Source organism: Streptomyces vinaceus (assembly GCF_008704935.1).
Lineage (GTDB): Bacteria > Actinomycetota > Actinomycetes > Streptomycetales > Streptomycetaceae > Streptomyces > Streptomyces vinaceus.
The window spans coordinates 6,950,766-6,976,798 of record NZ_CP023692.1; the positions used below are offsets into that span (position 1 = coordinate 6,950,766).

20 protein-coding genes are annotated in these 26,033 nt (G+C 73.1%); 10 read left to right on the forward strand and 10 right to left on the reverse strand.

What is annotated here, in order from left to right; translation table 11 throughout:
• Positions 1-53: 53 nt before the first annotated feature.
• Complete coding sequence (locus CP980_RS31330; protein ID WP_150529650.1) at positions 54-1,001, reverse strand: nucleoside hydrolase; 948 nt, start codon at positions 999-1,001, stop codon at positions 54-56.
• Positions 1,002-1,109: 108 nt separating this feature from the next.
• Between CP980_RS31330 and CP980_RS31335 the strand changes: the two genes are divergently transcribed.
• From CP980_RS31335 to CP980_RS31345, 3 genes are all read left to right on the forward strand, one after another.
• Complete coding sequence (locus CP980_RS31335) at positions 1,110-1,856, forward strand: ribonuclease H family protein (protein WP_150529651.1); 747 nt, start codon at positions 1,110-1,112, stop codon at positions 1,854-1,856.
• A 303-nt stretch (positions 1,857-2,159) separates the two neighbouring features.
• Positions 2,160-3,464, forward strand: coding sequence for a ferredoxin reductase family protein (locus CP980_RS31340; protein ID WP_132760038.1), 1,305 nt, complete (start codon positions 2,160-2,162; stop codon positions 3,462-3,464).
• Between the two features lie 99 nt (positions 3,465-3,563).
• Entirely contained in the window at positions 3,564-3,785 is a 222-nt protein-coding gene (locus CP980_RS31345; protein WP_150529652.1) for a hypothetical protein, read from the forward strand.
• Between the two features lie 24 nt (positions 3,786-3,809).
• On the opposite strand, the gene CP980_RS31350 is transcribed toward CP980_RS31345, so the two are convergent.
• Positions 3,810-4,907: a PI-PLC domain-containing protein gene (locus tag CP980_RS31350; RefSeq protein WP_150529653.1), complete on the reverse strand. Its 1,098-nt coding sequence runs from the start codon at positions 4,905-4,907 to the stop codon at positions 3,810-3,812.
• Positions 4,908-5,021: 114 nt separating this feature from the next.
• Here CP980_RS31350 and argG point away from each other — a divergent pair, with 114 nt between their 5' ends.
• The 3 genes from argG (at position 5,022) to CP980_RS31365 (ending at position 9,485) form a co-directional block, all read left to right on the forward strand.
• A complete protein-coding gene (argG, locus tag CP980_RS31355) occupies positions 5,022-6,470 on the forward strand; it encodes an argininosuccinate synthase (protein WP_099888155.1) in 1,449 nt (482 codons plus the stop codon).
• A gap of 152 nt (positions 6,471-6,622) precedes the next feature.
• Positions 6,623-8,269, forward strand: coding sequence for a serine/threonine-protein kinase (locus CP980_RS31360; RefSeq protein ID WP_373312867.1), 1,647 nt, complete (start codon positions 6,623-6,625; stop codon positions 8,267-8,269).
• Positions 8,270-8,285: 16 nt separating this feature from the next.
• Positions 8,286-9,485 carry an epoxide hydrolase family protein gene (locus tag CP980_RS31365; protein WP_150529654.1) on the forward strand — a complete coding sequence of 400 codons (1,200 nt, stop codon included), beginning with the start codon at positions 8,286-8,288 and terminating at the stop codon, positions 9,483-9,485.
• 101 nt (positions 9,486-9,586) lie between these two features.
• Here the strand turns inward: CP980_RS31365 and CP980_RS31370 are convergent, their stop codons facing one another.
• Both CP980_RS31370 and CP980_RS31375 read right to left on the reverse strand, forming a co-directional pair.
• A complete protein-coding gene (locus tag CP980_RS31370) occupies positions 9,587-10,996 on the reverse strand; it encodes a M1 family metallopeptidase (RefSeq protein ID WP_150529655.1) in 1,410 nt (469 codons plus the stop codon).
• Between the two features lie 37 nt (positions 10,997-11,033).
• Complete coding sequence (locus CP980_RS31375; RefSeq protein WP_150529656.1) at positions 11,034-14,939, reverse strand: Pls/PosA family non-ribosomal peptide synthetase; 3,906 nt, start codon at positions 14,937-14,939, stop codon at positions 11,034-11,036.
• A 628-nt stretch (positions 14,940-15,567) separates the two neighbouring features.
• Between CP980_RS31375 and CP980_RS31385 the strand changes: the two genes are divergently transcribed.
• Positions 15,568-16,440: a DUF3626 domain-containing protein gene (locus CP980_RS31385; RefSeq protein WP_150529658.1), complete on the forward strand. Its 873-nt coding sequence runs from the start codon at positions 15,568-15,570 to the stop codon at positions 16,438-16,440.
• Positions 16,441-16,485: 45 nt separating this feature from the next.
• Here CP980_RS31385 and CP980_RS31390 read toward each other — a convergent pair whose 3' ends face one another.
• The 3 genes from CP980_RS31390 to CP980_RS31400 all read right to left on the reverse strand — a co-directional run bounded on the left by CP980_RS31390 (position 16,486) and on the right by CP980_RS31400 (position 18,660).
• Positions 16,486-16,917: a C40 family peptidase gene (locus CP980_RS31390; protein ID WP_123516881.1), complete on the reverse strand. Its 432-nt coding sequence runs from the start codon at positions 16,915-16,917 to the stop codon at positions 16,486-16,488.
• Between the two features lie 239 nt (positions 16,918-17,156).
• Complete coding sequence (thpR, locus tag CP980_RS31395; RefSeq protein WP_150529659.1) at positions 17,157-17,747, reverse strand: RNA 2',3'-cyclic phosphodiesterase; 591 nt, start codon at positions 17,745-17,747, stop codon at positions 17,157-17,159.
• A gap of 115 nt (positions 17,748-17,862) precedes the next feature.
• Positions 17,863-18,660 carry a hypothetical protein gene (locus tag CP980_RS31400; protein WP_229907020.1) on the reverse strand — a complete coding sequence of 266 codons (798 nt, stop codon included), beginning with the start codon at positions 18,658-18,660 and terminating at the stop codon, positions 17,863-17,865.
• A gap of 106 nt (positions 18,661-18,766) precedes the next feature.
• Between CP980_RS31400 and CP980_RS31405 the strand changes: the two genes are divergently transcribed.
• Positions 18,767-19,192 (forward strand): VOC family protein, encoded by a 426-nt coding sequence (locus CP980_RS31405; protein ID WP_150529661.1) that lies wholly within the window; start codon positions 18,767-18,769, stop codon positions 19,190-19,192.
• Between the two features lie 68 nt (positions 19,193-19,260).
• Here the strand turns inward: CP980_RS31405 and CP980_RS31410 are convergent, their stop codons facing one another.
• The 3 genes from CP980_RS31410 to CP980_RS35320 form a co-directional block, all read right to left on the reverse strand.
• Entirely contained in the window at positions 19,261-19,929 is a 669-nt protein-coding gene (locus CP980_RS31410) for a class F sortase (RefSeq protein WP_132760048.1), read from the reverse strand.
• Positions 19,926-20,753: a hypothetical protein gene (locus CP980_RS31415; protein ID WP_150529662.1), complete on the reverse strand. Its 828-nt coding sequence runs from the start codon at positions 20,751-20,753 to the stop codon at positions 19,926-19,928. Before CP980_RS31415 ends, CP980_RS31410 begins: the two co-directional genes overlap by 4 nt.
• Positions 20,754-20,843: 90 nt before the next feature.
• Positions 20,844-21,491, reverse strand: coding sequence for a hypothetical protein (locus tag CP980_RS35320; protein WP_167535907.1), 648 nt, complete (start codon positions 21,489-21,491; stop codon positions 20,844-20,846).
• Positions 21,492-21,702: 211 nt separating this feature from the next.
• Between CP980_RS35320 and CP980_RS31425 the strand changes: the two genes are divergently transcribed.
• Both CP980_RS31425 and CP980_RS31430 read left to right on the forward strand, forming a co-directional pair.
• A complete protein-coding gene (locus CP980_RS31425; RefSeq protein ID WP_229907021.1) occupies positions 21,703-24,273 on the forward strand; it encodes a galactose oxidase family protein in 2,571 nt (856 codons plus the stop codon).
• A gap of 139 nt (positions 24,274-24,412) precedes the next feature.
• The gene (locus tag CP980_RS31430) at positions 24,413-26,029 is read left to right on the forward strand and encodes a serine/threonine-protein kinase (RefSeq protein ID WP_150529663.1); all 1,617 of its coding nucleotides are present in this window, start codon (positions 24,413-24,415) and stop codon (positions 26,027-26,029) included.
• Positions 26,030-26,033 lie beyond the last annotated feature (4 nt).

Sequence of the window (26,033 nt, forward strand, 5' to 3'; positions counted from 1 at the left end):
GCGAACCGTACCCGCCGGTTGACCGAGGCCCCGATCGGTTTCCGGCACCGGACTCACGCGGGCGTACGGTCACCGAGGGCCTTCACCGCGCCGACCATCCGGTCCCAGAACGCGCCGGAGTCCAGGGTGAGCGCAACCTGGGCGTTCACCGGTCGGCCCGTGTACCGGTGCAGGTCCACGACGGTGGCGCCCCGTGTGTAGCGGCCCTGCAGCTCGACGACCACGTTCGCGTCCACGCAGTGGACGATGCCCGGGTCGAGCACCCGGGCGACCGCGACCGGATCGTGTAGCGGCGGGTCCTGGAACCCCCAGAGCGTGCGGTAGGTGGACGCGAAGAAGGTCAGCAACTCGACGCAGACCTGGCCCAGTTCGGTGCCCAGCCGCTCGAATCGGGCGACGATCTCGGGTGTGGCGAGCGCCTGGTGCGTGACGTTGAGGCCGCACATGGTGAGCGGGACCCCGCTGCGGAAGACGATGTCGGCGGCTTCCGGGTCCGCCTGGATGTTGAACTCGGCCGCCGGGCTCCGGTTGCCCCGCTCCGTCGAGCCGCCCATGAGGACGATCTCCCGGATGCGGCGGGCGGCGTCGGGATGGCGGGTGAGCAGCAGGGCGATGTTGGTCAACGGCGCCGTCGGGACCAGGGTGACCGGCTCCGGGTGCCGGGCCAGGATCCGGTACATGAGGTCCACCGCGTGCTCGGCGACCACGTCCACGGTGGGTTCGGGGAAGCGCGGCCCGTCCAGGCCGGACGCGCCGTGCACGTCGTCCGCCACGTGCAGCGCCTGGACCAGCGGCCGGGCGCAGCCGGCGGCGACGGGCACACCGGTGATGCCCGCGACCGTGCAGACCCGGCGCGCGTTCAGGGTGGTCTTCGCGAGCGTCTGATTGCCCGCGACGGTGGTGATCGCCAGCAGGTCGACCGCGGGGTCACCCGCCGCGAGCATGATCGCGAGGGCGTCGTCGTGTCCGGGGTCGCAGTCGACGATGATCGGTACGGGCACACGCACTCCTGCCGGACGGCGCTGACCCGGCCCATTGTGCCGCTCCGTCACCTCCGTCGCCAGACGGGCCGAATTCGCGCAGGGGCGGTGGTGGTGCATGATCGGGGGATGTCTGATCGCATCATTGCCGCCTGCGACGGCGCGGCCAAGGGCAACCCCGGACCGGCCGGTTGGGCGTGGGTCGTCGCCGACGCGCAGGGCCGGCCGGAGCGCTGGGAGGCGGGCCCCCTGGGCCGGGCCACCAACAACGTGGGTGAGCTCACCGCGCTCCAGCGGCTGCTGGAGACCCTGGCCCCCGGAACCGCCGTCGAGGTCCGCATGGACTCCCAGTACGCCATGAAGGCGGTGACCCAGTGGCTGCCGGCCTGGAAGCGCAACGGGTGGAAGACCGCGGCGGGCAAGCCCGTGGCCAACCGGGAGCTCGTCGAGCGGATCGACGCGCTGCTGGCCGAGCGGGACGTGGAATTCCGCTACGTTCCGGCCCACCGCGCGGACGGCGACCACTTGAACGCGATCGCCGACCAGGCCGCCAGTGACGCCGCCGTCACCCAGCAGGCGGCCGGAACGGCACTCGGCGCGGCGGCGATGCCCGAGCCCGCTCCCGCCCGCGCTTCGGCGCCGCGCGCGAGGTCCGGAGCGGGATCCGGAGCGGGATCCGGAGCCGGATCCGGATCCCGCTCCGCGGCCACGGCGACGGCCCCTGCCAAGAAGCCCGGCCGCGGCGGCCGGGCCTCGATCAAGGCGAAGTTCCCCGGGAGCTGTCCCTGCGGGACCTCGTACGCGGCCGGAGAGATGATCACCAAGCTGGGCAACCGCTGGGGCCACCCGGGCTGCGGCAGCGCCGCGCAAGCGTAAAGGATTGCCCAAAACGCGTCGGCGCGTGTGCTAGGCGGGCACGTGCCTCGTGTCTGTAGTGCAGGAATGCAAACTCGAAACGGCGGCCACTTCGGGTCGTCGGCAGGTCCACCGTGGGTCCCCGTACCGCTCATGAGCGGACATACCACCCGCAATCGGCGCCCGTGACGGAAGTCATCGCCATTGCCTGCCCTGCACGCCTTTGCACATAGTTGCCGATGTGAAACGCACCCGGCATGACTCTCCCGCGCGCCCTTGCGGCCCCTCGACCGACGCCGGCCCCGGCGGCGCGGGGCGCCGCAGATGAAGACCGCGCCCGAGCGGCTGCGCGCCGGCCTTGCCGCCGGGGCGGCCGCCGTCACCCTGCTGTGGGCCGTGCAGGTACATCCCTCCGCCCGCCCCGACGAGCTGATCGCGGGGACCGCACACCTCACCGGGCTCCTCGCGGGCTACGGGATCCTCGCCATGCTCTTCCTCATGGCGCGCGTGCCCGCGGTCGAGCACGGAGTGGGCGCCGACCGCCTCGCCCGCTGGCACGCCTTCGGCGGCCGGTGGGTCCTGGTCCTGTGCGCTACGCACGCCCTGTTCGCCCTCGTCGTCCACGCCCTGCGCACCGGGACCGATCTGCTCGGCGCCACCGGCGCCCTGTTCCGGTACCCGGCGGTCGCCGCCGCGTTCGCCGGAGCCGCCCTGCTGGCGGGGGTGGGCCTGGTCAGCGCCCGGGCCGTCCGCCGCCGGGTCTCGCAGGAGACGTGGCGCGGCATCCACCTCCTGACCTACCTCGCCGCCGCGCTCGGCTTCGTCCACCAGCTGGCCGGCCCCGACGTCGCCGTCACCGCCTTCACCGCCTGGTTCTGGGCCCTGCTGCACGCCGTCGTCGGCGTACTGCTCACCTGGTACCGCGGGATCGTCCCGGCCCGGCAGGCCCTGCGGCACGGGCTGCGCGTCGCCACCGTCGAACGCGAGGGGCCCGGGGTCGTCTCCGTCACCGTCCAGGGCGGGCGGCTGCGCGAGCTCCGGGCCGAGCCGGGCCAGTTCTTCCGCTGGCGGTTCCTGACCCGCGGCCTGTGGCACACCTCCCTGCCGTTCTCGCTCTCCGCGCCCGCCAGCGACGACCGTCTCCGCATCACGGTGAAGGCGCTCGGCAGGCACTCGCGGCGCGTGCGCGGGCTCCGGCCCGGCACCAGGGTCCTCGCGACCGGTCCCTTCGGCGCCCTCACCGGACGGCGGCGCACCCGGCCCAAGGTGTTGCTGATCGCCGGGGGCATCGGGATCACTCCGATGCGGGCGCTCTTCGAGTCCCTGCCCGCGGGCCCCGGCGACCTGACCCTGCTCTACCGGGCGGGTGACGCCGGCCAGCTGGTCCTGCGTGACGAGCTGGAGGCCATCGCGGCGGAGCGCCAGGCGGCCCTGCACTACCTGGTGGGACGCTCCGACGCCGCGTACGACCCGCTCGCGCCCCAGGCCCTGCGCGCGCTCGTCCCCGACCTGTCCGACCGCGACGTCTACCTCTGCGGACCGCCCGGCATGGCCGACGCCACCACCGCGGCACTGCTCAGGGCGGGCGTCCCCGCCGAGAGCATCCATACGGAGTGCTTCACCTACTGAGCCGGCCGCCGCCTCCGCCGGCTCCGCCGCCACCGTCGAACCCGTCGAACCCGTCGAACCCACCGGCCCCACTGGACCCACCGAGGACCCCGACCCGCGATGAACCGGTACCCCGCACCCCAGGAACCCCTCCACCAGGGCGAGGCCGCCCCGCCCCCGCGCTCCCGCAGGGCCGCCCGGCACCGTAAGGGCCCGCGCCCGCGATGGCTCGCCGCCGGGCTCGCCCTGGCCAGCGTGGTGGCCGCCACGGTCATCACGGCGACCGTCGACCCGGCCGCGCCGGCCCCCGGCCCGCAGCCGAACCTGCGGGCCGGGCGCTGACCGACCGCTCGGGCACCGCCGCGCTCACCGGCTCCCGTTGAGCTCCGCCACGATCGAAGCGGGGGTGTGACCGCTGCCGTCCGACAGCCGGTGGAAGTCGACGGAGACGTAGTTCGGGGTGCGGCCCCCGGTGGCGGTCCGGCACTGCCCGGCGACGCGGCCCCGCAGCTTGGCGCCGTTGTCCAGGGCCGCGGTGAGGACGGTGGGCACGTTGCGGTGGTGGCTCATCGTGAACAGCCGCCGAAATCCCGGCTCCTGGCGGTCCAGGGGCACGTCGGGCCAGCGGGTGACGCACGACAGGTCGTCGCCCAGGTCCCCGAGGCTCCAGTAGTTGCTCACCGTCCAGGACTTGTCGTACATGACGCCCAGGTGCTCGCGGTCGGACCGGTCGGAGAAGATCAGCAGGCGCTTGCCGGCGGTGACGAGGTCCGCCACCTTCGGCCATCCGTTCTGCCGTACGCCCCAGTCGTCGGGCCGGAACAGCATCTCCTGCAGGCCCCTGACCCGGCCGAGGGACTGCCCCAGCCGGCCTGCCTCCACGTAGTCCTCCAGGAAGACGGTCACGACCTCCTGCGGATGGGAGGCGAGGAAGTCCACCACGGTCTGCATCGTGCCCTGGAAGGACTGGCGCGGCAGGGCGTACGTGGCTCCGGCGAAGGTCTTGCAGTCGCCGTGGCACAGGTAGACGTCGCTCGGGTAGCAGTCGCTGCCGAAGCTGATGACGCACAGCCAGGTGCTGCGCTCGTACCAGTGCGTGTCCAGGCTCAGGCCGCGGACGCCGTTGTCGAGCTGGGCGCGCACCGACTCGGCCTGGTTCACCGAACTCCAGCGGGAGTCCTCGTAGTTGGTGAACGCGTTGTGGGTGGTCAGGAAGGCGGCCTCGTCGAGGCGGCGGTCGCCCCAGCGGGCGGCGGCCGCCTCGGCCGGACCGGTACCGGGGGAGACCCGGGCGGCGAAGGAGCCTCCGGCCGCCGCCCCCGCGAGGGCCAGCAGGAGGAGGCAGACGAACGTGAGCCGGCCGGCCCTCCTCGCGAGCGCGGCGGGGGTGGTCCGCGGGCGGCGTGCCGGTGTGCCGCGAAGGCGCACACCGGACGAGGTTTGGAGCGTGTCCATGTCAACCATGCGCAGGAGGGTAGCGTCCGGCCCCGCGATGGCCCAGGGATATGGGTGGCGACCTCGTCCACGGGTTGCCTTCATGGGTTTGCATAGCCATGCGTTTCGATGCATACTCTTCCCATGTCCAAGGTTCTCACCTCCCTGCCCACCGGCGAGCGCGTCGGCATCGCCTTCTCCGGCGGCCTCGACACCTCCGTCGCCGTCGCCTGGATGCGCGACAAGGGTGCCGTCCCCTGCACCTACACCGCCGACATCGGCCAGTACGACGAGCCCGACATCGCGTCGGTGCCCGGCCGTGCCAAGACCTACGGTGCCGAGATCGCGCGCCTGGTCGACTGCCGGGCGGCGCTGGTCGAGGAGGGCCTGGCCGCACTCGCCTGCGGCGCGTTCCACATCCGCTCGGGCGGCCGCGCGTACTTCAACACCACGCCGCTCGGCCGCGCCGTCACCGGCACCCTGCTGGTCCGGGCGATGCTTGAGGACGACGTACAGATCTGGGGCGACGGCTCGACCTTCAAGGGCAACGACATCGAGCGGTTCTACCGCTACGGCCTGCTCGCCAACCCCCACCTGCGCATCTACAAGCCCTGGCTCGACGCCGACTTCGTCCACGAGCTCGGCGGCCGCAAGGAGATGTCCGAGTGGCTGGTGGCCCACGGGCTGCCCTACCGCGACAGCACCGAGAAGGCGTACTCCACCGACGCCAACATCTGGGGCGCCACCCACGAGGCCAAGACGCTGGAGCACCTCGACACCGGCGTGGAGACCGTGCAGCCGATCATGGGCGTGCGGTTCTGGGACCCGTCGGTCGAGATCGCCGCCGAGGACGTGACCATCGGCTTCGACCAGGGCCGCCCGGTGACGATCAACGGCAAGGAGTTCCACTCCCCGGTCGACCTGGTGATGGAGGCCAACGCCATCGGCGGCCGCCACGGCATGGGCATGTCGGACCAGATCGAGAACCGGATCATCGAGGCCAAGAGCCGCGGCATCTACGAGGCGCCCGGCATGGCGCTCCTGCACGCCGCGTACGAGCGTCTCGTCAACGCGATCCACAACGAGGACACCCTCGCGCACTACCACAACGAGGGCCGGCGCCTCGGCCGGCTGATGTACGAGGGCCGCTGGCTGGACCCGCAGGCCCTGATGGTCCGCGAGTCGCTCCAGCGCTGGGTCGGCTCGGCGGTCACCGGTGAGGTCACCCTGCGGCTGCGGCGCGGCGAGGACTACTCGATCCTCGACACGACCGGCCCGGCCTTCAGCTACCACCCGGACAAGCTCTCGATGGAGCGCACCGAGGACTCGGCGTTCGGCCCGGTGGACCGGATCGGTCAGCTCACCATGCGCAACCTCGACATCGCCGACTCGCGGGCGCGGCTGGAGCAGTACGCCGGCCTCGGCATCGTCGGTACCGCGCACCCCGAGCTCATCGGCGCGGCGCAGGCCGCGGCGACCGGCCTCATCGGCGCCATGCCGGAGGGCGGCGCGGAGGCCATCGCCTCCCGCGGCGAGATCTCGGAGGACGACGAGCTGCTCGACCGCGCGGCGATGGAGTTCGGCACCGACTGACCGGCAAGTCCGGGCCCGCCCCGGGCGGTTCGACACGCGACGGCGTGGCGAACCGCCCGGGGCGCAGTCGCGTCCTGCGCCGATCCGAATAGGCGTGCCATTACGCTGGGCCTGCTCGGCAGGCGAGTTGGCGAAGGCGACGGACGGGGCGTGTGGTGACGGCGGGGGAGGCGAACGGCGCGGAGCTGGTCGGCAGGGTGCTCGGCGGGCGGTACCGGGTGACCGCGATGATCGGACGCGGCGGAATGGGCGTGGTCGCCCGCGCCGTGGACGAACTGCTCGGCCGGGAAGTGGCCGTCAAGGTCATGCGCGCCTACACCGACGCGTCCGCCGTCGAACTGGCCGATCTGCGCACGCGGATGCAGCGCGAAGCACAGGCCGCCGCCCGCATCCGGCACGGCGGTGTGGTCACCGTGCACGACGTGACCGAGGAGGAAGGCCTCCCGGTCATCGTCATGGAACTCGTCGACGGGCCCTCGCTCGACGACGTACTGGAGCGGCGCGGCCCGCTGGAGCCGCGCGAGGCCGCGGCGATCGGCGCCAAGCTGATGGACGCCCTCGACGCCGCGCACCGGGCCGGGGTCCTGCACCGCGACGTCAAACCGGCCAACGTGCTGCTGGAGCGCGACGGGCGCGTCGTCCTCACCGACTTCGGCATAGCCACCGTGCAGGCCGCGGGCGACGAGGACATGGCCAAGCTGACCCGCAGCGGCGACATCATCGGCTCCCTCGACTACCTCCCGCCGGAGCGCGCGCAAGGCCGGGAACCGGGACCTGCGTCGGACATCTGGTCGCTCGGCATGACGCTGTACGCCGCGGTCGAGGGCGCGTACCCCTTCCGCCGTACGTCCGCCTGGTCCACCCTGTCGGCGATCGTCACCGAGCCGCTGCCGGAGCCGCGCCGGGCCGCAGCGCTCGCACCCGTACTGCGCGCCCTCATGGCCAAGGAGCCGGAGCACCGGCCCACCGCCGGCCAGGCGCGCGAGATGCTCCAGGCGGTGGCCGAGGGCAGGAGCGCGTACGGAGGGGCCCCGACGCCCCCGCCCGGCTACGGCCCCGCGCCGGTCCCGTACCCCCAGCCGTCCCCGCAACCGCCGTACCCCGGCCACCCCTTCCCCGCCCACACCCCCGCCGCAGCCCACATCCCCGCCCACACCCCCTCCCCGTCCGGGCCGATCGCCTACACGGGCGCACCGACGACCGGGCCCCAGGCCTCCGGTACCACCACGGCGGCGACCCGCGGACGCGTCGTCGTCGGTGCGGCGGTCGCCGTCGTCCTGGCCGGGGGCGGGATCACGTACGCCGCGATGGGGGACCACGGCGACAAGGGCGGCGGCGCGCAGGCCCATGCCGCGCCGCCCCGGAGCACCACCCGCACCACCGCGTCCACCGCGCCGGACCCCCGGACCCCGAAGCCGGCCAAGGACTCCGGCAAGCCCGGCAAGTCACCGACGCCCGCACCGAGCGGCAACAGCGGCGGCGCGTCCCCCAAGGCATCCTCCTCGGCGCACTCCCAGCCCACTCCCGTGTCGACGGGCTGCACCGGCTGGAGCCATCAGGACCGCAACCGGGGAACGTACGGCTTCATGTCCGGCACCCACCACATCACCACCGGGCCCTACCAGGAATGCCCCGCCGTCGCCGTGGCCAAGTCGGGTACGAAGCTCACGTACCAGTGCTACGTCGTCAACGCGTACGGCAACAAGTGGACCTACGTCCACGCCACCGACACGAACGCGTCCGGCTGGATGTCCAACGACAACCTGACCCGCCAGAACGGCGCGTCCAACCGCTGCTGACATTAGGCTGGCGCCCATGTCGGACGCCTCCCGTCGCCCCGAGCCGTTCATCCCGCACACCGACCCCGCGGACCTCGAAGACCTCCGCGCGCGACTGCGCGCGACGCGCTGGCCGGACGCACCCGAGGACGCCGGCTGGTCCCTCGGGACCGACCTCGGCTACCTGCGCGAACTCGTCGCCTACTGGGCGGACGGGTTCGACTGGCCGGCCCGGGAGGCGGAGCTCGCCCGCCTGCCGCACTTCCGCGTCGCGCTCGGCGGCGGATCCGGGCCCGGGATCCACTTCGTGCACGCCCGTGCCGTCGCCCCGCCCGGGGCGCCCGTCCTGCCGCTGGTCCTCGGCCACGGCTGGCCCGACTCGTTCTGGCGGTACGTGAAGGTCGTCCCGCTCCTCGCCGACCCCGGCGCGCACGGCGCCGATCCCGCCGACGCGTTCGACGTGGTCGTCCCCGACGCGCCGGGCTTCGGGTACTCCGAGCGCCCCACCGGAGCGCCTCTCGACACCGTCGCCGTCGCCGGACTGTGGGCCGAGCTCATGGACGTGCTGGGGTACGAGCGGTTCGGCGCGGCGGGCGGGGACCTCGGCAGCCACGTGAGCCGCTACCTCGCGCTCGACCACCCCGAACGGGTCGTGGCGGTCCACCGTACGGACGCGGGCCTGCCGCTCTTCACCGGCGACCCGGCGGAACTCGCCCCCGAGGAGCGCGCCTGGCTGGAGGCCGCCGCGGCCTGGGGGGCGACCGAGGGCGCGTACGCCGCAGTGCAGCGTACGAAACCCCAGACCGCGGCCTTCGGGCTCACCGACTCGCCGGCCGGGCTCGCCGCCTGGATCGTCGAGAAGCTCCGGGCGTGGAGCGACTGCGACGGTGACATCGAGCGGAGCTTCACGAAGGACGAGATCCTCACCAACGTCACGCTCTACTGGCTCACCGGGACGATCGGCTCGTCGATGCGCATGTACCGGGCGAACGCCGCCATCCCGCCCGCGCAGCACGCCCGCCGGGTCGAGGTCCCGTCCGGGTTCTCGATCTTCCAGGGCGATGTGGTCCGGCCGCCGCGGGCATGGCTGGAGCGTACGGCGAACGTCGTGTACGCGACCGAGCCCCCGCGCGGCGGCCACTTCGCACCCTTCGAGGAGCCGGAGCTGTACGCCGAGGAGCTCCGCGCGTTCTTCCGCCCCTACCGGGAGGCAGCGGCCCGCGACCTGCGCCGGTAGGCCTGCGGCGGGCGCCGGTCGTACGGCGGAACGCCGGCTGTACGGCTGAACCGCCGGTCGTACGGCTGAACCGCCGGCGCGGTCGCGTTCGGTGCCGGCGCTCAGGCAGAGGCACGTCCGGCCGCCCGGCCGTTCGTGGGCGGGTACCCCGGCTTCGCCGGCGTCGACGCCGAGGGCCGTACGGGCGGCGGCACGGGCAGCGGGGGCAGGGAGGGTTCGTACAGCCAGGCCGAGAACACCTCGTCCACCGGCTCGCTCGCGTACCGGCCCACGTGCGTCGTGAAGGCGGCGGTGCTCACCACGCCGTGGCGGTGCACCGTGGCCCAGTCGCGCAGCATCCGGAAGAACGCGCCGTCGCCCAGCGCGCAGCGGATCGCGTGCACCGCGAGCCCCCCGCGCTGGTACAGGCGGTCGTCGAACATCAGCTTGCGGCCCGGGTCCACCAGCCGCAGGTCCTGCGGCAGCGTGGCCAGCAGCCGGTGCGCCGCGGCCGCGTGCTCGTGCGCGCTGCGGCCGCCGGAGCGCTCCGACCACAGCCACTCCGCGTACTTCGCGAAGCCCTCGTTGAGCCAGATGTGCCGCCAGTCGGTGATGGTCAGGCTGTTGCCGAACCACTGGTGCGCGAGCTCGTGGGCGACGAGCCGCTCCGACCCGCGGGCGCCGTCGACGTGGTTGGCGCCGAACAGGGACAGGCCCTGCGCCTCCACCGGCACGTCCAGTTCCTCGTCGGCGACGAGGACCGCGTACTCGCCGAAGGGATAGGGCCCGAACAGGTCCTCGAACAGCTGCATCATGGCCGGCTGCCGGGCGAAGTCGCGGGAGAACTGCGGCAGCAGGTGCGCCGGTACGTGCGCCGTCATCGGCACCCCGCCGAGGCCCGGATCGCCGAGCAGCACCGTCTGGTAGACCCCGATGGACAGGCCGACCAGGTAGCTGGAGGTCGGCGCGGGCTGCTCGTACACCCACGTCGTCGTGGAGGCCTTGGTCGTCCGGGTGAGCAGCCGCCCGCCCGCCACCACCGTGTATGAGGAGGGGGTGTTCACCGAGATCTGGTACGAGGCCTTGTCGGCGGGCCGGTCGTTGCACGGGTACCAGGAGGGCGCGCCGACCGGCTGGCTGGCCACCAGCGCGCCGTCGGTCAGCTCCTCCCAGCCGAGCCCGCCCCAGGGGCTGCGGACCGGCTTGGGGTTGCCGGCCCAGTGCACCTCCACCGTGAAGGCGGCGCCGGCCGGCAGCGGCTTGGCCGGGCGGATGCGGAGCTTGCCGCCCCGGTGGGTGTAGTGCGGGGCCCGGCCGTTCACCATGACCCGGCCTATCTTGAACTCGGCCAGGTTCAGGTGGAACTCGGCGAGCGGGGCCCGCCCGGCGATCGCGCTGATCCGGGCGGTACCGGTCAGCCGGTTGGGGCCGGGCCGGTACTCCAGAGCGAGTTCGTACCGGTGCGCGCGGTAACGGGAGTCTCCGTTGTCGGGGAAGTACGGGTCCGATGCCGCTGTTCTCTGGCCGTTCATTGCCGCTTCCGCTCCCTGCGCTGTGCCCGGGCCCTCGTCAGGTCCGCCATGCCTCGATCGGGTTGCCCAGCCAACGGGTGTCGGCGGGGACGGATTCCCCGGCCATCACGAGAGAGGCGGGACCCAGTGTGCTGTGGGCCCCGACCGAACTTCCGGGCAGGACGATGCCGCCCGGGCCCAGCGTGGCGCCCTCGCGGAGGACCACAGTATCCGTCCTCAAGATCCGGTCGTGGAAGAGGTGAGTCTGCAACACGCACCCGCGGTTCACGGTGACCCCGTCACCCAGCTCCACCAGGTCCGACTCGGGCAGCCAGTAGCTCTCGCACCACACGCCCCGGCCGATGCGGGCCCCCAGCGCGCGCAGCCACAGGTTCAGCAGCGGCGTACCGGGAACCGCGCCGGCCAGCCAGGGCACGGCCAGCACCTCGACGAAGGTGTCGGCCAGCTCGTTGCGCCATACGAAGCCGCTCCACAGCGGGTGCTCACCCGTCCGGTGCCGGCCCACGAGCAGCCACTTCGCGACCACCGAGACGGCGCCCGCGGCCAGGCCCGCGGCGAGCAGGACCACCCCGGACAGCAGCGCGGTACCCCAGACCCCCGGGCCGCCGCTCGCCGTGGCCAGGGCGCACAGCGCCGCCACCATCAGCACGGCCAGCGCCGCCGAGCAGAACACCGGCAGGAGCCGGCACAGCTCCACCAGTCCGCGCGCCCACAGCAGCCGCGCGGGCGGATCGTAGGTCCGGCTCTGGTCGGAGGACTCGGCCGACCGGGGCAGTTTCACCGGCGGCAGGCCCAGGTACGAGCTGCCCTTCTTGGCCTTCTTCGGGGTCGCCGACAGGACGCCGACCAGGCCGCCGTCCGGCACGCTGCGGCCGGGAGCGGTCATGCCCGAGTTGCCGAGGAAAGCCCGGCGGCCGATCTCGGAGTGCCCGATGCGCATCCAGCCGCCGCCCAGCTCGTAGGGGGCGGTCAGCGTGTCGTCGGCGAGGAACGCGCCCTCGCCGACGGTGGTCAGGCTCGGCAGCGCGAGCACGGTGGAGACCTCCGCGCCCCGGCCGATCTTCATCCCGAGCAGCCGCAGCCACACCGGGGTGATCAGACCCGCGTACAGCGGGAAGAGCGTCTCTCGGGCCAGGTCCATCAGCTGCGTGACGGTCCAGGCCTGCCAGCCGACCCGGCTGTGCGTCGGATGCGTTCCGGAGCGCAGGCCCAGGCTGAGCAGGCGTACGGAGACCAGCAGCAGGGCCGCGTACGTGAACCCGTAGGCGAGCGCCCCGGGCACTACGGCGACCAGCGCCCCGCGCAGGGCCTCGGCCAGACCCGCGTCGGCGGGCACGAACCGGCTCACCACGAGCAGCGCGGGCAGCGTGGAGAGCACCGGCAGCGCGGTGAGGCCGATGCCGGCGGCCCCGTAGGCGGCCCGCCAGAAGAGCCCGCGCGGCGGGCGCTGCTTGGGCCAGTTGTGCTTGGCCTTGCCGAGCTTGACGGCCGGGGCCCCGGCCCAGCGCTGGCCGGTGGGAACCGTACCGGACACGGCCGAGCCGGGGGCCACCTCGGCCCGCTTGCCGACGCGGGCGCCGGGGAAGAGGAGGCTGCGGGTGCCGACCACGGCGCCCGCGCCCACCTTGACCGGGCCGATCACCAGGCGGTCGCCGTCCAGCCAGTGCCCGCAGAGGTCCACCTCGGACTCCACGGCGCAGCCGCGGCCCAGCTTGAGCATGCCCGTCACCGGAGGCAGCGAGTGCAGGTCCACCTCGGGGCCGACCTTCGCGCCGAGGGCCCGTGCGTACCGCTCCAGCCAGGAACCGGTGAGCGAGGTCGCGCCCGCGTACTCGGCAAGCCGCTCGGCCGTCCACAGCCTCAGGTGCACGCTTCCGCCGCGTGGGTGGCGTCCCGCCTTCACCCCGCGCAGCAGCAGGCGAGCGCCGCCGGCCGCGATCGCGAGGCGGCCCGGCGGGCTGAAGAGGAGCGCGGCGGCGGGTACGACGGCCCACCAGGAGGCGGTCGGCGCCCACGCGTAGGCACCGAACCAGTGCAGCGCGTTGCCCAGCGCCAGCAGGGCCACGCTCCAGCGCAGCCCGACCACGGTGAACAGCGGAAGCAGCAGGAGCGTCTGCACGACCTTGGCACGCAGCGGAACGGGCGCGACGCTCCGGGCCGCGTCGTCGTCCTGTACGGACTTCTCCAGCCGCCGGGCCAGCTTGCGCAGGACGGGCTGCTGGTAGATGTCGAGGACGGCCGCGCGCGGGTAGCGGGTGCGCAGGCGGGTGGTGAGCTGGGCGGCGGCGAGGCTGTTGCCGCCTATGGCGAAGAAGTCGTCGGCGGCGCCGCTGACGCTCACCCCGAGCGTCTCGGTCCACTGCTCGGCGAGCCAGGCCTCGGTGCCGTACAGCTGCTCGGTCGGCCCCGTGGTCTCCAGCTCCGGCAGCGGCCAGGGCAGGGCGTTGCGGTCGACCTTGCCGGACGTGCGGGTCGGCAGCTCGTCGACCCGGGCCAGCAGCGGTACGAGCGCCGCCGGGAGCTCGGCGCGCAGCCGCTCCACGGCCGCCGCCTGGTCCCAGCCCTCCTGGGCGACCAGGTAGCCGACCAGCAGCTGGTTGCCGCTGCGCGCCGTACGGACGGCCGCGGCCGCGCCGGCGACGCCGGGCAGCGCCTGGAGCGCCGCGTCCACCTCGCCCAGCTCGATCCGGCGGCCGCCGAGCTTGATCTGCTCGTCGGCCCGACCGAGGAAGATCAGGCCTTCCGGTTCGGCGCGGACGAGGTCGCCGCTGCGGTAGGCGCGGTCCCAGCCGAGGGATTCCAGCGGGGCGTACTTCTCGGCGTCCTTCTCGGGGTCGAGGTAGCGGGCCAGGCCGACGCCGCCGATCACGAGCTGGCCGCTGCCGCCCATCGGCACCGGCTCGCCGGACTCGTCGACGACGGCCAGCTCCCAGCCGTTCAGCGGGAGACCGATCCGGATCGGCTCCTCACCGGTCAGGAGTGAGGCGCAGGCGACGACGGTGGCCTCGGTGGGCCCGTACGTGTTCCAGACCTCGCGCCCCTCGGTGACCAGGCGCTGGGTCAGCTCGGGCGGGCAGGCCTCGCCACCGAAGATCAGCAGCCGGACCTCGTCGAGGGTCTCGGGCTCCCAGAGCGCGGCCAGGGTCGGCACGGTGGAGACCACGGTGATCTCCTGCTCCACCAGCCAGGGGCCGAGGTCGGCGCCGCTGCGGACCTGGGAGCGGGGGACCGGCACGAGGCAGGCGCCGTAGCGCCAGGCCAGCCACATCTCCTCGCAGGAGGCGTCGAAGGCGACCGACAGGCCGGCCATGACCCGGTCGCCGGGGCCGATGGGCTCCTCGGCGAGGAAGAGCGCGGCCTCGGCGTCCACGAACGCGGCGGCGCTGCGGTGGCTGACGGCGACGCCCTTGGGCTTGCCGGTGGAGCCGGAGGTGAAGATGATCCACGCGTCGTGCTCGGGGCCCGGGCGCGCGGCGGACGCGGCGGCGTCCGGCGGGCCGGTGACGTCGATGCGCTGCCCGCCGCCCAGTACGGCCCGTACGCCGGCCTCGCCGAAGACCAGCTCGGCGCGCTCGTCGGGGTCCTCGGCGTCGACCGGGACATAGGCGGCGCCGGCGGCGAGTACGGCGAGAATGGCCACATACAGTTCGTTGGTGCCGGAGGGCACGCGGACGCCGACCCGGTCGCCGAGCCCCACGCCGGCCGCGGCGAGCGCGCGCCGGCGGCGCTCGACCTCGACGGCCAGAGCCCGGTAGGTCAGCTGGGCGGAGCCGTCGTCGAGGGCGAGTTCGTCGGGGTAGGCCCGTACGGACGACTCGAAGATGTCGACGAGGGTGCGCGTGCCGGCGGCGGGCCCGGCGGAGAACCGGGCGAACTTGCCGGAATCCTCGTGCGCGTCGTCGTCGAGCAGGGTCAGGTCACCGTGCTCAGGTGTGGCTGCCATCGGCCCTCGCGTCTCGCTCCCGGGGGACATCCGGGTTGCCGGCGGAGCCCAGGTTTGCCCGGGTTGTTCCGGTCCGGCGTCGAACAACCCGCCATTCTACTGCGGCATCAAGAGTTTTCCCGCTGAAGGCTTGGTCGGTGGCGGAGAACGAGCGGTCCGGCCGGGGCGCTGATCAGGGCTTTCGCGGAGGGATGGGGGGTACTCGGGACGGCGCCGAACCGGTGAGGCAGCCGTCGGCGCGCTCCCGGGGCAGGGACCCGATCCGCACCGCCCCCGACGCGGCGCCCCGGCGTTCCCGGCGGGCGGAATCCGGGGTGACTCGCCCATCCCGGGCGTACGCGAGGTGGTCGGCTCGGCGGACGCCACGCTGCGAGGTGACGGGGCACGGCGCCCCGTACGCTGCCACGCCCCGCCGTCGTGCCCGCCGCCCCGCCCAAGTCTGGTATTTCGTAGGCGACTTAGGCGCCTACCCCGTCCGGCGCCCCCACCTCCTGCCGTCCGCCGTCGAGAACGGCGCCCACCCCGAAACCCCCGGCGCGGTGCGGGCCTTCACGTACGAGGGGCGCGGGTCCGGGGTGCGGCGGATATCCGCGCGCGCCGGGTGACCGGTGTGGGGAACACTGTCCGGATGAGTTTCGATGCCTCCGGGACGCCGCAGGAGCGGGCCGTTCGCCATGTCGCGCAGTTGTCGTCCGGCCCTGCGGTCGACCCGGCGCTGCGGGTGACCCTCAACTTCCACCCCGACCGTGTGGCACACGGCCGGTCGACGCTGGACGCGCTGGCCGACGACGAGGTCTACCACTCGCAGTTCGTCACCGGAACGAGCAACGGCGGCCTGACGGCCCACCCCGGGGGCGACCGGTGGCGCTGGGAGAGCCGGATCTTCGGCGGAGCCTATGACGCGGAACCGGCGCAGGAACGCCCCGCCTACGGGGCGTTGAACTTCCGCGACAAGGCGGTCGGTGCGGCGCCACGCTTCGGTTCCGCCCACTTCCGGCTCACCGTCGCGACGCTGGCGCGGACCACGTTCTGCTACCCCGACAGTTTCCTGGAGCCGTCCGACTTCGGTGTCGCCGAACGCATGGGGCTGATAAAGCTCGCCGAGGCCGACGACCAGGACGCGCTCGACGACTACATCGAGGCACAGGTGCACGGACCGGTCCGGATGGACCGCGACGTGGAGGCGTTGGTCCTGGACCCCTGTTTCCAGGACACGGCCGTGGAGGAAGCCGCCCGGCGTCTCGGCTGCCCCCTGGAATGGCACCCCGGCTTCCGCCTAGGCGTCGAGGAGCTCAGCCTCCACCCCGACTACCGCGGTCGGGAGTACGTCGAGTTGGGCGTCCGCGTCGCGGTCGACGGCTTCCTCGACCCCCGCGTCCTCGGGGACGCCGCCCGGACGGGTGAGCACGACCCCCAGGCCCTCAAGAGGGTGTGGCACTACCTCGCGCGTTTCGGTGCGCCCCGGGACCAGGACCAGGGGCAGGGGCAGGGGCAGGGCTAGAGGACCGGTACCGGGGCCGGGATCAGGAGCGGTGGCTCAGGTGGCTCAGGTGGCACGGGTATAGCGGACGTTTCCGCTCCAGATGCGTTCGAGCCGTACGCGGGTGCCTGGCCGCGGGGCGTGCCAGATCTTGTCATGACCGGCGTAGATTCCCACATGTCCTATGGTCGCACCGGCGGGGAAGAACACCAGATCCCCCGGTACGCGCTGCACACGGCCGATGTGTCGCGTGTGTTCGTACTGTTCGTCGGCGGTGCGGGGAAGCACCCGGCCGGCCTTTCGGAAGGCGTAGAGGGTGAGGCCCGAGCAATCGAATTCCCTCGGCCCGGTCGCTCCGTACACGTAGGGTGCACCCCGCTTGGATGCGGCGATCTCGACGGCCTTGGCGCCGTAGGGTGAGGCCGCCTCGGCCTCGGCGGCGGGGCCGGTGAAGCTGGCCAGGGAGATTATGACGCAGAACGTGAGGACGGTGGCGATACGGCGGGTCGTGCGCTGCTCGGTGCGACGTTTTCGGTTGTCCGTTCTGGTGCAACTCAATCGTGATACCTCCGCATTGTGTTGCTGAAACAGCCCCGGACGGGATCTGTGTCGGGTGACATTGCGTACTGGCTCTCGACGGCGGACCAGTTTTGTCCGATCGGCGCGAAGTTGCGGCCATCGGACACGGCTTCAAAATATCTCGGTTCAGTAAAATCGTCCGAGCTTGTACGTATGGCTTACTTTTCGAATTCCCAGGATTCGATGTCGCGGTAGTGGATCGGGCCGGGGCCGCGGCCTATGTTGCTGCCGACCAGATGGAGGCGCTCGGCCCGCCATGTGCGGCCGGCGAACTCCGTGAGCGTGGCCGCCACTTCCAGGGTGCTCGACGGGTCGCTGCGGCGGGAGCGGGCCAGCGTGAGGTGGGGACGCAGGGGCCGGTCCTCGAACGCGATGCCGCACTCCCTGACGATGGTACGGACCTGGGAAGTGAGCAGGTGCAGCCCTTCGACCTCCCCGTCGATCCCGCTCCACAGGACACGCCGGTCGAAGTGCCCGCTGCCGCGCAGCGCCAGCTCCAGAGGCCGGTGCGCCGCCGCGAGGGCGGCGAGCGGTGGCTGGAGGAGGGGGACCGCGGAAACCGGGAGTTCGCCGAGGAACGCCAGGGTGATGTGCCAGTCCTCGATACGGTTCCACCGCAGGTCCGGGTAGGCCCGGTAAGAGGCCCGCAGCTCCCGCGCCAGCTCCTCCTTGGCGTCGTCGGGCGGGGCGAGGGCGATGAACACGCGGGTGGTCGCGGTGGCGGACGGGGGCTGGATCTGATCGTTCACGTGGGACTTCGTACCGCACCCCGGCGATCCAGTCACCTTCCGCCGTCCCCGCGGGGTGCCCCGGATCCCGGTGCGCACGCCGAACCGCGCAGCTCGGCCCCGGAGTTGTGCCCGATCAGTCGTGCGCGGTCAAGCGCTTCGTGAGCAGGCCGCCGACCACGATCAGCGCCACGCCCAGCCACCACACGTTGTCGTCGAAGATCAGGACGGCGATGCCGATCGGCACCAGCAGTCCGGCCAGGGGTACGAACATCCCGGCGAGGTTCGGCGGCGCGGGCCCGGGCTGCCCCGCGTCCCGCAGGGCCCGGGCGCGTGCGACCTCCGGATACCAGGCGGTGAAGCGCAGGGCCGCCACGATGGCCAGGATCTGGATGATCCATCCGGTCCAGATGTTGCTGGGATTGTGCAGGACGAGGTCGCCGTACGCGCCCGCCACCGCGGCCACCAGGAACGCCAGCCCCCACACCCCGGTGATGAGGTAGTTCGTCCGCAGGAACGTGGGCTTGTTCCAGTACTCCGGGTCGACGCGCTCCCGCGCGTACTGGAGGGTGAACGGCATCCGGATCGCCATCGACCCGAAGGCGATCACGACGAGGGCGATGTTGGAGACCTCACCCGCGTACGTCTCCAGCCACGTGCGGGTCTCCTCGCTCGCGAGCAGGCCGACGACGGCGAGGATCGCGAAGAAGACCAGGTCGGCGATTTCCAGCAGCTTCCACGAGCTGCCCCGGTTGATGACCCGCCCGGCCGTGACCAGCACGATCGTCGTCGCGAGGGCGAGAGCCACCGCGATCTCGAACCTGCCCGGTCCGACGAGCAGCGAAAAGATGATCCACGGCGCCATGCCGATGACGGGATTCTCCAGGAATCCCGCGATCGCACCGCGGGCCGTGGCGCTCCCTTCGGTCTTCACCCCTCCAGGGTGCGACGGCGCGTGCCGGGGGGCCATTCGGGGGGTGGAGGCGCGGGGAAGGGGAGTGGCCGCCGCCGGTGCGCGGCGCGGCGGGCAGAGTGGAGGCATGAACGCCGACGACGGGAACACCCTGGCCCGCGCGCACGTCTCGACCCGGCTTCCGGCCCGGGACCTGGACCGGGCGCGGCGGTTCTACGCCGAGCGGCTCGGGCTGGAGCCCGTCGACGAGCGGCCCGGCGGGCTGCTGTACCGGTGCGGGACGACGGAGTTCGTGCTGTTCACGTCGACGGGATCCTCGCCCGGCACGTTCACCCAGATGGCGCTGACGGTCGAGGACATCGAGGCGGTCGTGGCGGAACTGAGGGGGCGCGGTGTGACGTTCGAAAACGTGGACGCGCCCGGTTTCCGGACGGAGGACGGGATCGCCGAGATCGCGGGGAACTACCCGAGCAAGGGGGCGCGGGGGGAGCGCGCCGCCTGGTTCCGGGACAGCGAGGGCAACCTGCTGGGCATCGGCGAGCCCGTCCTCTGACCGGGGCGCCGGGCTTCCCCCCGGCCGGCCCTCAGCCGAGGTGTGACGGGGCCGTCACGCGGCGCTCGTCATACGGCGCTCGTCATGCGGGCGAACACGACCACGTTGCTGTCGTAGTAGTGCTTCTTCGGGTCGAAGTCGCCGCCGCAGGTGACCAGGCGCAGGCCCGCGTAGTCGAGGTTCCTGTAGACGTCGAGGGTGGGGAACTCGGCCTTCGGGTACTCGGCCACCCGCTCCACCGTGAACGTGGCCGTCTTGGCGTCCCGCCGGGTGACCTGGATGGTGTCACCGGCCTTCATCGTCTTCAGCTTCTCGAACACGGCCGCCGCGCCGTTCCAGGTCACATGGCCGGCGATGACGGCCGGGCCCTGGGAGCCGGGGGTCGGGCCCGGCTCGTACCAGCCCGCGAGGGCGGGGTTCTTCGGCGTCTCCATGCTGCCGTCCGCGTTCTGGCGCAGCGTCTCCAGGGTGCTGGAGAGACCGAGGGAGGGGATGGCGATCTTCTGCGGTTCCGAGCGGGCGAGGGCGGGCTCGGCCTGCGCTCCGGCCTTCGGCGGCGATGAGTGGTGTCCGCCCGCCGACGCCTCCGCGGTGGGAACGCTCGCGGCGGCGCCGCCGGCCGGGGCGGAGGACGCCGCCGGGCCCTTGCCCCCGCAGGCGGTCAGCAGCAGCGTGGCGAGGGCGGCGGCGCCGAGGGCGCGGCGCACGGTGCGCGGGGAGGTGTGACCGGGATTCATGCGGCGGCGCCCTCGGTCTCCGTACGGACCGGAGCCGGCGAGGAGCGCCGCCGTGCGAGGAGCACCACCCCGGCCGCCGCCGCGGACACGGCGAGCGCGGCTCCGGCCGGCAGGGTCGCGTTCCCGTGCCCGCTCTGGGCGGCGCCGCCGCCCGTCTCGATGCCCCCGACCGGGAGGGAGCCCACCGAAGCGCCCATCACCATGCCGCAGTTGGTCGGAGCGGTCGCCTCCTGCGGCAGCTTCGGGTCGAGCTCGCTCTTGCCGGCCCCTTGGACGTCGTACGTGCCGTTGCCGTTGCGGTCGATGCCGTGCTGCACGATGTGCAGGTCCTTGATGTGGTCGACCACGTCCTGCGCCACGGTGATCGTCCGCTTGTACGAGAGCTTGCCCTGCTTGTCGGCGACGGGCATCCGGTCCACGGCGAGCCCGCTGGCCGCCTTGGTGTCCCCCGACGTGGTGAGCGAGATGTTGATGTCGCCGTAGTCGACGGTGGCCTCGGTGTTGCTGAGGACCCCGTCGCGGTTGGTGTCGTCGGTGGCGTCCGGGCACTTGAAGTCGTGCCCCTTGGTCGAGCCGTGCAGGTGCTGGGCCGAGGGCTGCCCGGGCACCATGCCCTCGGACTCGATCTGCACGGTCAGCTGGTTGCCCTTGAGGCTCAGCATGGCCGTACCGCGCGAGCCGGAGTCGTTGAGCTGCGCGAGGTCGATCTGGTACGCCTTGCCTCCCTCCGCGGCGAGGGCCGGGCAGGAGAGCCCGAGGGCGAGGCAGACGGCGGCGGGCCCGGCGGTCAGCACCATGAGGCGACCAGTGCGCTTGGCTATCACATTCGCTCCTGTTCCGCGGTCCTCCCCCTCCCGGGAGGGGGACCGCAGATCGTACGGGGGTGAAGTGAGCCCCCGGAGAGGGTCTCGCCGCTACTTCGGAGCCCCGGAGCCCCCGGATGGGTGCCTCTTCGAAAAATCTCGCGGAAGGGCGAGGGCGGCCGCGAAGTCGGGCCAGGAGTCGGCCGAGACGTACACGGTCGTCGCGTCCACCACCCCGGCGGGACCGAGGTCGAGACGGACCGGCGGCTCCAGGCGCAGGGCCGCGTTCAGTGGGCCGGCCACCGAACAGGCCACCGCCCCCGGCTCACCCGGCACCGGCCGCGGGCCGCGGCCGGGGACGGTCCGGACGGCCGGCGTAACGGAGCGGACCGACGGGCGGGGCAGCGTCACGTCCCCCAGGAACCCGGTGCGCAGGACGACCCGTTCCGCGTCCACGGTGTGCGGATGCCGGGCCACCGCCGCCAGCAGCCCCAACCCGGCCAGTATCAGCAGCAGTTCCAGCGCGGCATGCACCGGCCGGACGCCGGGCGGCAGCATCGTCGAGAGCAGCACGGCCGCGATGGCCTCGCTCGCCGCCAGGGCCAGTACCAACTGCCGCAGTTCCGCCGAGTGCCGCACCCCCGGCCCCGCCCGCCGCCGCACCAGCACCGCGGCCAGCGACCCGGCCCACACCCGTACGATCCCGGCCCTCGTCGGCCGGGCCGTCACGTCCCCCCGCGCCCGCTCCATCGCCGTCACGTACGCGTCCCCCTCACTCTCGTGCCATCGCCTTCGTCATCCAGCCTCGGACCGCTCCGGCACGGCGGAAAGTGATGAATGTCAGGGATAAAGGGCCTACTTGTCATCGGGTGGCGCTGGTTCGCGCCAACTCACCTTGATTCCCTCTGAGTTGTGATGCCACTGGCCTATGTTCTGTGGGGTATGCACCAGTTCACCCCCGGAGGTCAGATTGCAGCACAGGCGACGCTTCCTCGCCTTTCCCCGCGCGTTACGCCGCTCCCACCTGCTCATCGCCTTGGGGCTGGGATCGCTGCTGATCGGGCTGATGCCCTGGATCGCGGTCACCGGTCCGGCCGCGGCCGGGCGCGCTCCCTCGCCGCGGCCCGCACCCGTTCCCTTCGACCAGCAGACCGCGCGGCAGTCACCCCACCACGGCATCGCGCCCGCCAACGCCATGGAGCCCACGGCTCCCGTCCTCGACCGGACCGGCTGGACGGCCACGGCCGGTGACGAGGAGACCTCCGGGGAGAACGGCCGCGCGGCCAACGTGCTCGACGGCAACACCGGCACCATCTGGCACAGCAAGTGGGCCGGTACGCCCGCCCCGCTGCCCCACACCCTCACCATCGACATGCACCGCACGGCCGTCGTCTCCGCGCTCGTCTACCTCCCCCGCACCGACGGACCCAACGGCCGCGTCGGCGAGTACGGCATCAGCGTCAGTACGGACGGTCGGAACTGGGCGGAGGCGAACCCCGTCGCCTCCGGTACGCTCGCGGACGACGGCAGCGCCAAGACGCTCGGCTTCGCCCCGCAGGGCGCCCGCTTCGTACGGCTGACGGCGCTCACCGAGGCCGGCGGCCGCGGGCCCTGGACCTCCGCCGCCGAGATCAACCTGCTCGGCGACCCCGGCACCCCCGCGGCCACCGTCGACCTGTCCCGGACCGGCTGGACCGCCACGGCCGGCGACGAGGAGACCACCGGCGAGAACGGCCGCGCGGCCAACGTGCTCGACGGCGACGCCAACACCCTCTGGCACAGCCGGTGGTCGGGCACCCCCGCCCCGCTGCCGCACAGCATCACCATCGACATGCACCGCACCGCCGCCGTCTCCGCCCTCGTCTACCACCCCCGCCTGGACGGGGGCAACGGCCGGGCCGGCGCCTACACCATCACCACCAGCACCGACGGCACCGCCTTCGGCGCGCCGGTCGCCGCGGGCACCTGGCGCGACGACGACACCGTCAAGACCGCCACGTTCCTGCGCACCGAGACGGCGCGCTTCATACGGCTGACCGTGACCAGCGAGGCCGGCGGCCGAGGCCCCTGGACCTCCGCCGCCGAGATACGCCTCAGCGGACCGGCCAGCCCGGCCGTCCACGGCTCCTGGGACCGGATCACCGGCTTCCCCCTGGTGCCCGTCGCCACCGCGGCCCTGCCCGGCGACAAACTGCTCGCCTGGTCCGCGTACGCCGTCGACCGCTTCGGCGGCAGCAACGGCTACACCCAGACCGCGATCCTCGACCTGAAGACCGGCAAGGTGACGCAACGGCGCATCGACAACACCGGCCACGACATGTTCTGTCCCGGCATCGCCATGCTGGCCGACGGACGCGTCCTCGTCACCGGCGGGAGCAACGCCGAGAAGGCGAGCATCTACGATCCGGCCACCGACCAGTGGTCCGCCACCACCAGCATGAACATCGCCCGCGGCTACCAGGCCATGACCCTGCTCTCCACCGGGGAGGCCTTCGTGCTCGGCGGGTCCTGGAGCGGAACCGCGAACACCGACAAGGCCGGCGAGGCCTGGTCGCCGGACACCCGTACCTGGCGCAGGCTCCCCGGTGTCTCGGCCGTCCCCGCGCTGACCGCGGACCCGGCCGGACCCTACCGGGCCGACAACCACATGTGGCTGTACGCCACTTCGGGCGGCAGGGTACTGCAACTGGGCCCGAGCAAGCAGATGAACTGGATCTCCACCGCCGGTCAGGGCAGCATCACTGCCGCCGGCACCCGCGCCGACAGCCAGGACGCCATGACCGGCAACGCCGTCGCGTACGACATCGGCAAACTGCTCACCCTCGGCGGTTCGCCCGCCTACGAGAAGACCCCGGCCACCCGGCGCGCCTACACGGTGAGCATCTCGGACGGCGGCCGGACCGTACGGGCCGCCCGCACCGGGGACATGGAGCACGCCCGCGCCTTCGGCAACAGCGTCGTCCTGCCCGACGGCAAGGTGGCCGTCTTCGGCGGACAGGCCTATCCGGTGCCGTTCAGCGACGCCACCTCGGTACTGGCCCCCGAGCTGTGGGACCCGGCGACCGGCACCTTCACCCCGCTCGCCACCATGGCCATACCGCGCAACTACCACAGCACGGCCAACCTGCTGCCGGACGGCCGGATCTTCTCGGGCGGCGGCGGCCTGTGCGGTGACTGCGCGACCAACCACGCCGACGGATCCGTCTTCACCCCGCCGTACCTGCTGAACGCGGACGGATCGCCGAAGCCGCGTCCCGTCATCACCGGGGGCGTACCCTCCAGGGCGGCCCCGGGCACCTCGCTCACGGTGAGCACCCAGGCGCCGGTGGCCTCCTTCGTCCTGATGCGGGCCGCGGCCGCCACCCACTCCACGGACAACGACCAGCGGCGGGTCCCGCTCGTCTCCACGGCCACGGGGACCGGCGCGTACACGGTGTCCGTACCGGCGGACACCGGCGTGGTCCTGCCGGGGACCTACATGCTCTTCGCCCTCGACGCCCAAGGGGTGCCGAGCACCGCGAAGTTCATCACCGTCTCCTGATCCCCCGCGCGGTGTCCGGCGGCCGCCGAGCCGACCGGACACCGCCGCGGTGCCCGTCCGCTAAGTTGATCCACCGGACGGCCCGTTCGCCGCGGGCCGTGCAGCAGTCCGTGGGGGACGGGGGAGTTCAGTGGAGTCTTTGCGGCCTGGTGACCTGCCGGAGATCGGTGGATACCGACTGCTGGCGCGGCTCGGCGAGGGCGGAATGGGCGAGGTGTTCCTGGCCCGGACCCCCTCCGGCCGGCCGCTGGCCCTCAAGACCGTGCACCGCGAGCTGAGCCTGGAGCCGGACTTCGCCGACCGGTTCGCCCGAGAGATACGCACCAACGACCGCGTACGCAGTCCGTGGACGGTCTCGGTGGTGGACTTCAGCCCGCCGGGAGTGCTCCCGCAGTGGCTGGCGACGGAGTACGTCCCCGCGCCCTCGCTCGGCGACTGGGTGCGCCGCCACGGGCCGTTGCCGCAACCGGCCCTGTGGTGCCTGGCCCGGGAACTCTCGGCCGCGCTGGTCGCCGTACGGGGGGTGGGAGTCGTACACCGGGACATCAAGCCGGCGAACGTGCTGCTCGGCCCCGAGCGGCCCTTCCTCATCGACTTCGGCATCGCACGCGCCGTACGCGACCCCCGCCACACGCAGACGGGCGCCGTCATCGGCACACCCGGCTTCCTCGCGCCCGAGCAGGCGGTCGGCGCCGTGGCGGAGGCCCCGGCCGACGTGTTCTCGCTGGCCGCGGTCCTCGTGTACGCGGCGACCGGCCACAGCCCCTTCCTGGCGGGCGGCGAGGAGCTCTCGGTACCGGCCGTGCTGTACCGGATCGTGCACGACGAGCCCGTCCTCGACGGGGTGCCCGGGGCGCTCCTCCCCCTGGTACGGGAGTGCCTGGCCAAGGAGCCGGCCGCGCGGCCGACGGCCGAGGAGGTACGGGCACGGCTCGGCGCCGCGCAGGACGGGGACTGGAGCGCGGCCGCGCCGCCGGCCCTGGTCGCGGACGCCGGCCGCCGGGCGGCCGAACTGCGCGGGCTCATGACCGCGTCGCAGCCCGCGGCCGGAGCCCCCGCGGGGAGGGGCCCCGGGCCGCTTCCCCCGCCGCCGCCCCCGTACGCGCCGACGCCGACGCCGACGCCGACGGCGGGTGGGACGGGGAGCGGGACCGGAGGCGGACCCGGGGCCGGGTGGGCCTCCCGGCGGCGGGCGGTGATCGGCGCGGCCGCGGGTGTCGTCGTACTCGCGACGGCCGTGACGCTCGCGATCGTGCTGCACGAGGGCGATGGCGAGCGCGGATCCTCCGCCGCCTCGCCGCCGGCGTCCTCCACGGCGCCGTCCACCGCTCCCTCCTCCCCGGTGTCCTCCGCCGGGTCCTTGCCGCAGACGTGGGTCGGCACCTGGTCCGGCGTGGGGCCCGGGACGCCGAACGCGGACGGGATCACCCGGGCGAGGACGGGGGAGTTCGCGGTCACGGTGACGCTGAACGCCGGGGCCGTGGGGGAGATGGTCGGCAAGCAGGTCAGCAACGTCAAGGAGACCTCCTCCGGGCGGGACCTGGGGTGTACGGAGGCCCTCAAGCTCCAGCAGATCAAGGGGAACACAGCGGTCTTCGCCGCGGTGACCAGCCATCCGAGCGACCGCGCGGCCTCCTTCGACTGCCCCCAGGGCAACCTCTACGTACTGAAGATGGAGTCGGCGGACCGGTTGACGCTCGAAGCGGAGGGCGCCCAGTCCGCCGGAGCCCCGGCGGCCCTGGCCCGCAACCCCTGAGCCC

Coding starts and splice junctions, on each gene's coding strand:
- CP980_RS31335 (WP_150529651.1), top strand. CDS start 1,110: ATGTCTGATCGCATCATTGCCGCCTGCGACGGCGCGGCCAAGGGCAAC.
- CP980_RS31340 (WP_132760038.1), top strand. CDS start 2,160: ATGAAGACCGCGCCCGAGCGGCTGCGCGCCGGCCTTGCCGCCGGGGCG.
- CP980_RS31345 (WP_150529652.1), top strand. CDS start 3,564: ATGAACCGGTACCCCGCACCCCAGGAACCCCTCCACCAGGGCGAGGCC.
- CP980_RS31350 (WP_150529653.1), bottom strand. CDS start 4,907: ATGGTTGACATGGACACGCTCCAAACCTCGTCCGGTGTGCGCCTTCGC.
- argG (WP_099888155.1), top strand. CDS start 5,022: ATGTCCAAGGTTCTCACCTCCCTGCCCACCGGCGAGCGCGTCGGCATC.
- CP980_RS31365 (WP_150529654.1), top strand. CDS start 8,286: ATGTCGGACGCCTCCCGTCGCCCCGAGCCGTTCATCCCGCACACCGAC.
- CP980_RS31370 (WP_150529655.1), bottom strand. CDS start 10,996: ATGAACGGCCAGAGAACAGCGGCATCGGACCCGTACTTCCCCGACAAC.
- CP980_RS31375 (WP_150529656.1), bottom strand. CDS start 14,939: ATGGCAGCCACACCTGAGCACGGTGACCTGACCCTGCTCGACGACGAC.
- CP980_RS31385 (WP_150529658.1), top strand. CDS start 15,568: ATGAGTTTCGATGCCTCCGGGACGCCGCAGGAGCGGGCCGTTCGCCAT.
- CP980_RS31405 (WP_150529661.1), top strand. CDS start 18,767: ATGAACGCCGACGACGGGAACACCCTGGCCCGCGCGCACGTCTCGACC.
- CP980_RS31410 (WP_132760048.1), bottom strand. CDS start 19,929: ATGAATCCCGGTCACACCTCCCCGCGCACCGTGCGCCGCGCCCTCGGC.